The sequence below is a fragment of the Desulfococcus sp. genome (assembly GCF_041737845.1).
Classification (GTDB): domain Bacteria; phylum Desulfobacterota; class Desulfobacteria; order Desulfobacterales; family Desulfococcaceae; genus Desulfococcus.
This window is the reverse complement of record NZ_JBGSQX010000087.1, coordinates 79,610-87,976: the sequence shown is the minus strand read 5'-3', so window position 1 is coordinate 87,976 and position 8,367 is coordinate 79,610. Positions and strand designations below refer to the sequence as shown.

Annotated in this window: 11 protein-coding genes; 6 read left to right on the top strand and 5 right to left on the bottom strand. The window is 62.2% G+C overall.

Annotated features, from left to right (window positions below; genetic code table 11):
- Positions 1–214 (bottom strand): hypothetical protein (locus ACEW8N_RS10120; RefSeq protein ID WP_373499694.1); only part of this gene is annotated, 214 nt, incomplete at its 3' end.
- A 4-nt stretch (positions 215–218) separates the two neighbouring features.
- Here ACEW8N_RS10120 and ACEW8N_RS10115 point away from each other — a divergent pair.
- Together ACEW8N_RS10115 and ACEW8N_RS10110 are read left to right on the top strand one after the other, a co-directional pair.
- Positions 219–1,799 carry a PAS domain-containing sensor histidine kinase gene (locus ACEW8N_RS10115; RefSeq protein ID WP_373499693.1) on the top strand — a complete coding sequence of 527 codons (1,581 nt, stop codon included), beginning with the start codon at positions 219–221 and terminating at the stop codon, positions 1,797–1,799.
- Positions 1,780–3,108, top strand: a complete 1,329-nt coding sequence (locus tag ACEW8N_RS10110; protein WP_373499692.1) for a sigma-54-dependent transcriptional regulator — start codon at positions 1,780–1,782, stop codon at positions 3,106–3,108. Before ACEW8N_RS10115 ends, ACEW8N_RS10110 begins: the two co-directional genes overlap by 20 nt.
- 30 nt (positions 3,109–3,138) lie before the next feature.
- Here the strand turns inward: ACEW8N_RS10110 and ACEW8N_RS10105 are convergent, their stop codons facing one another.
- Positions 3,139–3,414: a hypothetical protein gene (locus ACEW8N_RS10105; RefSeq protein ID WP_373499691.1), complete on the bottom strand. Its 276-nt coding sequence runs from the start codon at positions 3,412–3,414 to the stop codon at positions 3,139–3,141.
- Between the two features lie 140 nt (positions 3,415–3,554).
- Here ACEW8N_RS10105 and ACEW8N_RS10100 point away from each other — a divergent pair, with 140 nt between their 5' ends.
- From ACEW8N_RS10100 to ACEW8N_RS10085, 4 genes are read left to right on the top strand one after another with little or no spacing between them, the layout of a single operon-like run.
- Entirely contained in the window at positions 3,555–4,007 is a 453-nt protein-coding gene (locus ACEW8N_RS10100; RefSeq protein ID WP_373499690.1) for an acyl-CoA thioesterase, read from the top strand.
- Between the two features lie 9 nt (positions 4,008–4,016).
- Positions 4,017–4,751 (top strand): endonuclease III domain-containing protein, encoded by a 735-nt coding sequence (locus ACEW8N_RS10095; RefSeq protein ID WP_373499689.1) that lies wholly within the window; start codon positions 4,017–4,019, stop codon positions 4,749–4,751.
- A 50-nt stretch (positions 4,752–4,801) separates the two neighbouring features.
- Positions 4,802–5,074, top strand: a complete 273-nt coding sequence (locus tag ACEW8N_RS10090; protein WP_373499688.1) for a CopG family ribbon-helix-helix protein — start codon at positions 4,802–4,804, stop codon at positions 5,072–5,074.
- Positions 5,071–5,346 (top strand): type II toxin-antitoxin system RelE/ParE family toxin, encoded by a 276-nt coding sequence (locus tag ACEW8N_RS10085; protein ID WP_373499687.1) that lies wholly within the window; start codon positions 5,071–5,073, stop codon positions 5,344–5,346. The genes ACEW8N_RS10090 and ACEW8N_RS10085 overlap by 4 nt, the downstream gene beginning before the upstream one ends.
- 14 nt (positions 5,347–5,360) lie before the next feature.
- Here ACEW8N_RS10085 and ACEW8N_RS10080 read toward each other — a convergent pair whose 3' ends face one another.
- The 3 genes from ACEW8N_RS10080 to aroC are packed head-to-tail and all read right to left on the bottom strand — an operon-like array spanning position 5,361 to position 8,325.
- A complete protein-coding gene (locus tag ACEW8N_RS10080) occupies positions 5,361–6,104 on the bottom strand; it encodes a prephenate dehydrogenase/arogenate dehydrogenase family protein (protein ID WP_373499686.1) in 744 nt (247 codons plus the stop codon).
- On the bottom strand, positions 6,101–7,234 hold the full coding sequence (locus ACEW8N_RS10075) for a pyridoxal phosphate-dependent aminotransferase (protein WP_373499685.1): 1,134 nt from the start codon (positions 7,232–7,234) through the stop codon (positions 6,101–6,103). Before ACEW8N_RS10075 ends, ACEW8N_RS10080 begins: the two co-directional genes overlap by 4 nt.
- On the bottom strand, positions 7,231–8,325 hold the full coding sequence (gene aroC, locus ACEW8N_RS10070) for a chorismate synthase (protein WP_373499684.1): 1,095 nt from the start codon (positions 8,323–8,325) through the stop codon (positions 7,231–7,233). The genes ACEW8N_RS10075 and aroC overlap by 4 nt, the downstream gene beginning before the upstream one ends.
- Between the last annotated feature and the right edge of the window lie 42 nt (positions 8,326–8,367).

Genomic DNA, 8,367 nt, shown 5'->3' with positions numbered 1-8,367 from the left:
GGTGGTTCCGGAGGCGGAGGTTCCGGAGGTGGAAGCGGAGGTGGCGGTGGTGGAGGCGGAGGTGGAGGCGGAGGTGGCGGTGGAGGCGGCGGAGGCGGCGGTGGTTCCGGAGGTGGCGGTGGCGGCGGTGGTTCCGGAGGTGGCGGTGGCGGTGGTGGAGGTGGTGGAAGATGACGGCCGGTACCGATCGCCCGGGCCAGCTCGGGAAATCCATCCGCATGGTTCCAGTCTGGCGGGTGAGCCTTCTCCTCTTCGGGGTGCTGATCTCCATTGTCCTGGCCTATTTTTACTGGCAGGCCCGACAGGTGCAGCAGACGTTTTTGAGTCATTCTCTGGAACACGCCGGGATGCTCGCAAACGTCATCGAGCAAAACGCACGGACAGCGGTTCTCTCCCAGGAAGCCGTCGAGAAGATCGTACAGGTTTTTCTCGGGAATACCGGGCGATTTGTCGCCTATCTGGAGGCCGTCGAACCTTTTTCCGCTGACGAACTGGCGGAGTTCGCCCGGGAATCCGGGCTCGCCGGCATCCGCCTGCGCCGGGCGGACGGCACCGAAACCCATGGCCCGGAAGATTCGGGCATCCCCGCCGCGGTCGACTGCCTCAAGGGGGCTGGAGAAATCCTTCATTTCTCGGATAAAAATCTATATGTTTCGGTTGCACCCCTGCTCGACGGAAAAGGATGCGTCGTCACCGGCCTCGAATCGGTCCTTATCGGACGATTGAACGAAGAGATCAGCCTGCACCGCCTGCTCGGATCTCTCACCGGAATGGCAGGCATCCGGTATGTCCGGGTCGAAAAGAAGGCCTTACCTGCCCGCGGGTCCGCTGATGACGACGAAATCGACCTTTCCGGCATCCGCATCATCAACCTCGGGGGGGAGGCCATTGCCGAGAGCCGCATCCCGTTCGGCGACGGCCTGCTCGTCGCCGGAATGGACACCAGCTATTTTCTGAGCCGGACCCGGCAGATCTGGTTTGAGTTTTCCTTTTTCGCCGGGGTGCTGGCGCTGCTGGGGATCTCCTTTTCATGGATCCACCACCGGGTTCAAACCCGATACCTGAGGCACATCCGGGCGGTGGAGCGGGGGGTGGCCGACCACCGGGAGGATGCGGCCCTGGGAAGGGCCGCCGCGGTCATCGCCCACGAAATCCGAAACCCCCTGAACGCCATCTCCATGGGGCTGCAGCGGCTCCAGATCGAGGCCTCCGAGCTTTCCGGCGAATACCGCGACCTGGTGGCGACCCTGCTTCAGGCGGTCAGGCGAACCAACACCATCGTCCGCGACCTCCGAAAATATGCCCGCCCCGCCGCACCGGCGTTTAAATCCATCTCCCCTGCCGCCGTCGTGGGGGAGATCCTCGATCTCTATCGCCCGAAATGCGCCGAGCAGTCCATAACGATCCTCGAAGAGATCTCCTATCCCGGCGAAATCCATGCCGATCCGCAGATGATGGCGCAACTGGCAGAAAACCTTGTCAAAAACGGCGTTGAAGCCCAGCCGGACGGCGGATATCTCAGGGTCTGCCTGGACCTGCGGGACGGAGATGTCATCCTGTCATTTGAAAACAAGGAATTCCATCTCCCTCCGTCTGAAACCCTGCATCTCGCGGCGCCCTATTTCACCACCAAGGCCAGGGGGACCGGACTGGGGCTTTCCATCGTCCAGAGGATCGTCCACGCCCACCGCGGACGCCTGATCTTCACCGTCCCCGAGGCCGGCGTGCTTCGGGTGGATGTCCGGCTGCCCCTGACTCAAGAAACGAAAAAGCAGAACCATGAACATTCTGATCGTTGACGATGACGCCATGCAGCGGGAGCTGCTGATGGGGTTTCTCCGCAAAAAAGGATATGACGTCGCCGCCGCCGCAAACGGAAGGGATGCCCTGGCCTATTTCGCAGGCCATCCGGTTCATCTGGTCATCCTGGACCATCGCATGCCCGATCTCAACGGGGACGCGGTGCTGGCGGAGATGAAGCGGATGACGCCCCTGGTCCGCGCCATCATGGTCACCGCCTACGGATCGGTGCAGACGGCGGTGGAGGTGATGAAGCTGGGGGCCGATGATTTCCTGGAAAAGCCGGTGGACCTCATGCAACTCCTGGAAAAAGTCCAGATGATCGCGCACCGGCTGGCAGTCGTGGAAGACGTCGCGGATGTGGCCGAGGCCGTGGACCGGGAGCCGTTGCCCATCAACCTGGTCGGCGACGGACCCGCCATGCAGGAGGTGATCTCCCTGGTGCGCCGCGTGGCCCCCTCTCCCTGGACCGTGCTCATCAGCGGGGAGACCGGCACGGGAAAGGAGCTTATTGCCCGCCTCGTCCACCTCCTGGGTCCGTCGGGTGACGGCCCTTTCGTAGAGGTCAACTGCGGCGCAGTCCCCGAAAACCTTTTTGAATCGGAACTCTTCGGCCATGAAAAGGGCGCATTCACCGGTGCGGCGGGTGTCCGTCGAGGCCGCTTCGAACTGGCCGGCGGCGGCACCCTCTTCCTCGACGAAATCGGCGAGCTGCCCCTGAGCCTTCAGCCCAAGCTGCTGCGGGCGCTCCAGGAAAAGCGGTTCTGCCGGGTGGGCGGGGAACGGGAGATCACGGCGGAGGTCCGCGTGGTGGCCGCCACCAACCGGGACCTCAGGCAGCTCACGGCCGAAGGGCGCTTCCGCGAGGATCTCTACTACCGCCTCAACGTCTTCGACATCGTTCTCCCGCCGCTTCGGGAGCGAAAGGAAGACATCCCCGAGCTGGTGGATTTCTTCCTCCAGCGCTTCAGCATGCGGCCCGTCGCTTTCGATCCCGGGGCCATGATGGCCCTGGTCCGGTATTCCTTTCCCGGAAATGTGCGGGAGCTGGAGCACATCGTTCAGCGGGCCGTCACCCTGGTCCGGGGAAGCCGGATCCGCGAAATCGACCTCCCGCCGGAGATCCGATTTCATCAGGCCGCCCTCCAGGGGACCCTGGCGGAGCGGGTCGATGCCGTGGAGCGCGAGATGATCCAGACGGCCCTCGAAAAGCACGACGGGGTCCAGACCCGGGCGGCGGCCTCATTGGGGATCAGCGAGCGGGTGTTGCGATACAAGATAAAGAAGCATCGCCTTCAATCTGCATGAACATCCGCAGGCGGGTTACGCGGAGAAGCGCTACTCCCCCCCCGCCCCCTGCTTCATCGAGATCATTTCACCGGAGGCGGCGTCGATGTGAAAGGTCTTGTAGGTCCGGAGATATTTTTTGGATCCGATCGATTCCACCAGGTTCACGGAGGGCATGCGCCGGTAGAAACCGACGGTGACCAGCCAGGCGGCCCGGTCCTGGGCCATCTCAACCTCCTCCAGCAGGATATCCTCGAATTTCCGGGTATCGTAAAGCTCCTGAAAAAGCTGAAAAGCAATCTTGACGGCCTCCTTCACTCCGATCATGCGGGCGGTCCTCCTGAAATCTCTCGATTGACGGAAAGCATCTCCATACCCCATTGACAAACCATATCATGGCCCCTAAAATTCGCCAATTTCTTTTAACGGCAAGGAATGCCGCACATACAGCAATCTATGGAAGGTGAATGGAAATGGATTCTTTCGAACGACCGGACGATGCAAGATTCATTGCGGACATTGATCTGCGCTTTCGCGATCTCGACGCCATGGGGCATGTGAACAATGCGGTTTACTTTACCTATTTCGAGGAAGGCCGAAAAAAAATTTTTCATCACATCATGCAATCCAACAGTATCGGGGATTTTCCGTTCATCATAGCCCATGCCGAATGCGACTACCTGCGGCCGGCCGGGCTGAGCGATCCCCTCTCGATTATGATGTGGGTGTCGGAGATGGGCGTCAAGAGCTTCACCCTGGCCTACCAACTCGTCCACCGGGAGAATCCGTCCGTGATTTTCGCCCGGGGATTGACCGTCCAGGTCAGCTACGATTACGAAAAAAGCCGAACCATGCCCATTCCCGGAGAATTGAGAGCAAACCTCGAAAAATACATGCCGGCGGGAGCTTCAACAAGGTAACGGACACCCATGGCAATTCCCTGCCGGAGCAAAGAACGCATTATCCGGATCGATGCGCGTCTCCTCGATCGATACGGACCTCAGGGCTGGTGGCCCACCACGACCTCGCCGGGGGGCCCCCCGGTCTACCATAAGGGGGCTGAAGGGGCGGCCGTGGGCAACCGGGAGTCCTTCGAGATCGTGGTCGGGGCCATCCTCACCCAGAATACGGCCTGGCGGAACGTGGAAAAAGCCATAGTCAACCTGACGCGCGAAATCGGCCTGGACCCCGGGGCGATTGCCGGGTGCGACGGGGCCCTGGAATCGGCGGTTCGGCCCTCCGGCTATTTCAATCAGAAGGCCGCAAGGCTGCGGGAGATTTCAAGGAACATCCTCGACTGCGGCGGCATCGGGGCCTTGCGGGGGTATGACACCGACGCCCTGCGCAAGCTCCTCCTGTCCTGGAAGGGCATCGGGCCGGAGACCGCCGATTCCATCCTCTGTTATGCCTTCGCCCGCCCGGTCTTCGTGGTGGATGCCTACACCATGCGGCTCTTCCGCGCCCTGGATCTGCCCCACGCCTCCTACGGCGAGATCCAGGCCATTGTCCATCAGGCCATCCCGCCGGATACAGCCCGCTACAATGACCTGCATGCCCGGATCGTCAAGCTCTATGCCATGAAAGAGGCGGACGCCTTCAGGGTGTCGTTCGAGGCGGCAGATCTGCTTGACAAAATCATTGTTAATCACCATGATTCATTGTAAATCGAAAGGCCCCGAAAAGGGTGCGTAACCAAAGGAACCGGAGACCCGTCATGCAGCAAACAAAAACCAAGGTATTTACCGCACATATCCCACTACCTTTGGCCGAAAAGGTCGACCAGGTGGCCACCCGCCTGGATCGCTCACGCGGCTGGATCATGAAACAGGCGCTGTCGGCCTGGATTGATCAGGAAGAAGAACGGAGCCGTCTCACCCGAGAGGCATTGGCTGAAGTGGATGCCGGCCATACCATCGACCACTCGTCTGTTGAGGCGTGGGCCGAAAGTCTGGGTACCGACACACCGCTACCCGTGCCGGGTTCATGAAACTGAAGTGGACGGGCAAGGCAGTCTCAGACATGGCCCGGCTCTATGAGTTTCTGGCGCCGGTAAACAAGAAAGCGGCGGCACGAACTGTTCAGATGATCACCAGAGAGCCGGCGGGCCTGTTGACAAACCCGCGCTTGGGAGAAAAGCTCGAAGAATTCGAACCCCGCGAGGTTCGCCGCATCCTCGTCGGTCACTATGAAATGCGTTATGAAATTCAGGGAACCACACTCTTCGTGCTCCGCCTGTGGCATACAAGCGAAGATCGATAACATGAAGTACACCCTTAGCCCTTAGCTCTTCCTTCAGCCTTCAGCCTCTCCTCGATCTTCTCCATCGCCACCATGAACCCGCGTCGGTGTTTCTCCGCATACGGATTATACCGGTTCATATCGACGAAAAGCTGCCAGGTGTCGTGGGTCACGACGCCTAAAATATGGAGGAGCCGCTTGTACCCTTCTGTGTCGATGATGAGCTCCCCCGCGCCGAAGGCGTCCAGGGACCTGCCGATGAAATGGGTCAGGCACAGACTCAGGGCGATCTGGCGGTCGTGTTCATCGGGGGTCGTTTCAATGACCATGAGCCCCTTGGAGGCCAGGTAGGATTTGATCTTTTCATAGCGCTCCGGGGCAATCCGGCCCCGGCAGAGCACGATCTTCCGGTCGAGGAGAGAGGCGGCCGCGCTGTCCGGCCCGAACATGGGATGGGTCGCGAGGATGGAGACGGATTCGGGCAGGAGCGCCTTCATCCACTGGACCGGATAGACCTTGACCGAACAGACGTCCACCACGACGGCATCGGGCGAAAGAAGCGGCGCGATCTCCATGAGCGTGTCCCGCATGCGGGAGATGGGGACACTCAGGATGACCACCCGCTGCCCGGCGGTCCGGGCAAGGTCGCCGGGGACGGCCCCGATTTCCGTGATCCGGGCGGCATTGTCGCTCCGGTTATAGACAACCACCCTGTAGTCTTTCGCTAAATAACCGGCCATGAGCTTCCCGAAACGGCCGAATCCGATAATTCCGATCATGGTAAAACCCTTACCATCCTCTCAAACCCCTCCACAAGCATTTCCTTTGGCACGGCATAGGAGATCCGGATGTGTCCGCCCGCGCCGAAGGCCTCGCCGGGGACGACGGCGACACCGGTTTTCTCCAGGAGAAACGCTGCGAAGTCCTCGGCGGACTGCCCGGCTTCGAGACGGGCGGAGACGTCGGGGAAAAGATAAAATGCGCCCTGGGGCCGCATGCAGTCGAAGAGTTTCGAGGCGTATCCATAAGCGATATCCCGCTTTTCCTCGAGCTGGTCCCGCCATGTTTCGACGACTGCGGGGTAGAGGTCCAGAGCGGCCAGGGCGCCGTATTGGGCGAAGGTGCAGGCATTGCCGGTCAGGTGGCTCTGGAGTTTGGCAAGGGCCGCGATGAGCGGTTCGGGCCCCGCCCCGTAGCCGATCCGGAACCCCGTCATGCTGAAGGTCTTGGAAAAGCTCCTGACGACAACGAGCCGGTCCCGGACCTCCTTGAATGAAAAGAGGCTCGGGCTGTCCAGGCCGTCATACACGAACCCTTCGTAGGCCTCGTCGGCGATGATCCAGAGATCTCGGTCGCAGGCCAGCCGGGCGATCCGGGCGAGGTCCGAAGCCGGATAGACGGCTCCCGTCGGGTTGTTGGGGGAATTGACGAGGATCGCCCGGGTCTTGGGTGTCACGGCGGCGGCGATGGCGCGGCAGTCCATCTGGTGGCCGGGGGATGCGACCGCCACCGGAATGCCGCCGGCCAGCCGGATCTGCTGGGAGAAGCTCACCCAGTGGGGGTTGGGAAGGATCACCTCGTCGCCCGGGTCCAGGAGCACCTGGAAGACGGCGTAGAGGACCTGCTTCGAGCCGTTGGCGATGAGGATGTTGTCCGGGCCGCAGCCCTCGAAGGCCCCTGCGAGGGCGGACCGGAGAGCGGCGGTTCCGGCCACCGGCCCATACCGGGTTTGCCCGTGTTCCAGGGCCGCTTTTGTCGCCTCGACAATCTTCCGGGGAGTGGCGAATTCCGGCTCCCCCACGGCGAGGTTGATAATTTCGCAGCCCTCGGCGCGGAGCTGTTCGATCAGGGAGGTGAACCTCACGGTCCGGGAGGTTTCGACGGATGCGATGCGCCTAGACAGTCTCATCCCCGAAACCCCGCAGCCCGTCCGGCCTGAATCAGGGCCATGTCCGCCAGGACAAGGGCGGCCATGGCCTCCACGATGGCGATGGCCCGCGGCACCACGCAGGGGTCATGGCGCCCTTTGGCCTCGAGGGTGGCCGGTTTCCCGTCGAAATCCACCGTCTCCTGGGCCAGGCCGATGGTGGCCGGCGGCTTGAAGGCCACGCGGAAGTGAACGGGTTCCCCGTTGGAGATGCCCCCCTGGATGCCGCCGCTCCGGTTGGTGAGGGTCCCGAGGCGGCCGTTTTTCAGGACAAAGGGATCGTTATGCCGGGATCCGCGCATCCGGGCGCCGGAAAAGCCCGAGCCGATATCGAACCCCTTGGCGGCGGGGATGGAGAGCATGGCCTGGGCCAGTTTGGCCTCCAGCTTGTCGAAGACCGGTTCGCCCAGACCCGCCGGGACATTCCGGCAGACACATGACACCACCCCGCCGACGGAGTCCCTGGCCTCCCGGGCGGCCAGGATCTCCCCGGCCATCCGCTCCGCCGTCTCCGGGTCCGGGCATCGGACCGGATGCCGATCCACAGCCGTCCGGGTCACGGCATCAAGATCCACATCGGGTGAGGATATCGTTCCCACGCTGCTGACCCATGCAACAATCTCCACGCCGCAGGCCAGGGACAGAAATTTTTCCGCAACAGCCCCCGCCGCCACCCGTCCGATGGTCTCCCGGGCGCTGGAACGGCCCCCGCCGCTGGCGGACCGGATGCCGTATTTCATCTGGTAGGTGCAGTCGGCGTGGGAGGGCCGGGGAATGCTGCGCATCTCCTTGTAATCCCCCGGACGCTGGTCCTGGTTGGGTACGAGCATCCCGATGGGGGTCCCCAGGGTCAGGCCGTTTTCAATCCCGGAGAGAATCGTCACCCGGTCGCTTTCCTGCCGGTCGGTGGTGATCTTTCCCTGGCCGGGCCTGCGACGGTCGAGCTGGACCTGGATGTCCGCTTCCGTCAGGGGAATCCCCGGAGGGCAGCCGTCGACGACGGCGCCGACCCCCTTGCAGTGGGACTCCCCGAAGGTGGTGACGCGGAACAGGGTGCCGAAGGTGCTGGACATCTTGGGTCCTTTCAGTCTGGTCTTGAAGCCCGGGGAATGCCC

Bases quoted from the DNA above. Each gene is read 5' to 3' on its own strand.
- ACEW8N_RS10115 (WP_373499693.1), top strand. From the start codon at position 219: ATGGTTCCAGTCTGGCGGGTGAGCCTTCTCCTCTTCGGGGTGCTGATC.
- ACEW8N_RS10110 (WP_373499692.1), top strand. From the start codon at position 1,780: ATGAACATTCTGATCGTTGACGATGACGCCATGCAGCGGGAGCTGCTG.
- ACEW8N_RS10105 (WP_373499691.1), bottom strand. From the start codon at position 3,414: ATGATCGGAGTGAAGGAGGCCGTCAAGATTGCTTTTCAGCTTTTTCAG.
- ACEW8N_RS10100 (WP_373499690.1), top strand. From the start codon at position 3,555: ATGGAAATGGATTCTTTCGAACGACCGGACGATGCAAGATTCATTGCG.
- ACEW8N_RS10095 (WP_373499689.1), top strand. From the start codon at position 4,017: ATGGCAATTCCCTGCCGGAGCAAAGAACGCATTATCCGGATCGATGCG.
- ACEW8N_RS10090 (WP_373499688.1), top strand. From the start codon at position 4,802: ATGCAGCAAACAAAAACCAAGGTATTTACCGCACATATCCCACTACCT.
- ACEW8N_RS10085 (WP_373499687.1), top strand. From the start codon at position 5,071: ATGAAACTGAAGTGGACGGGCAAGGCAGTCTCAGACATGGCCCGGCTC.
- ACEW8N_RS10080 (WP_373499686.1), bottom strand. From the start codon at position 6,104: ATGATCGGAATTATCGGATTCGGCCGTTTCGGGAAGCTCATGGCCGGT.
- ACEW8N_RS10075 (WP_373499685.1), bottom strand. From the start codon at position 7,234: ATGAGACTGTCTAGGCGCATCGCATCCGTCGAAACCTCCCGGACCGTG.
- aroC (WP_373499684.1), bottom strand. From the start codon at position 8,325: ATGTCCAGCACCTTCGGCACCCTGTTCCGCGTCACCACCTTCGGGGAG.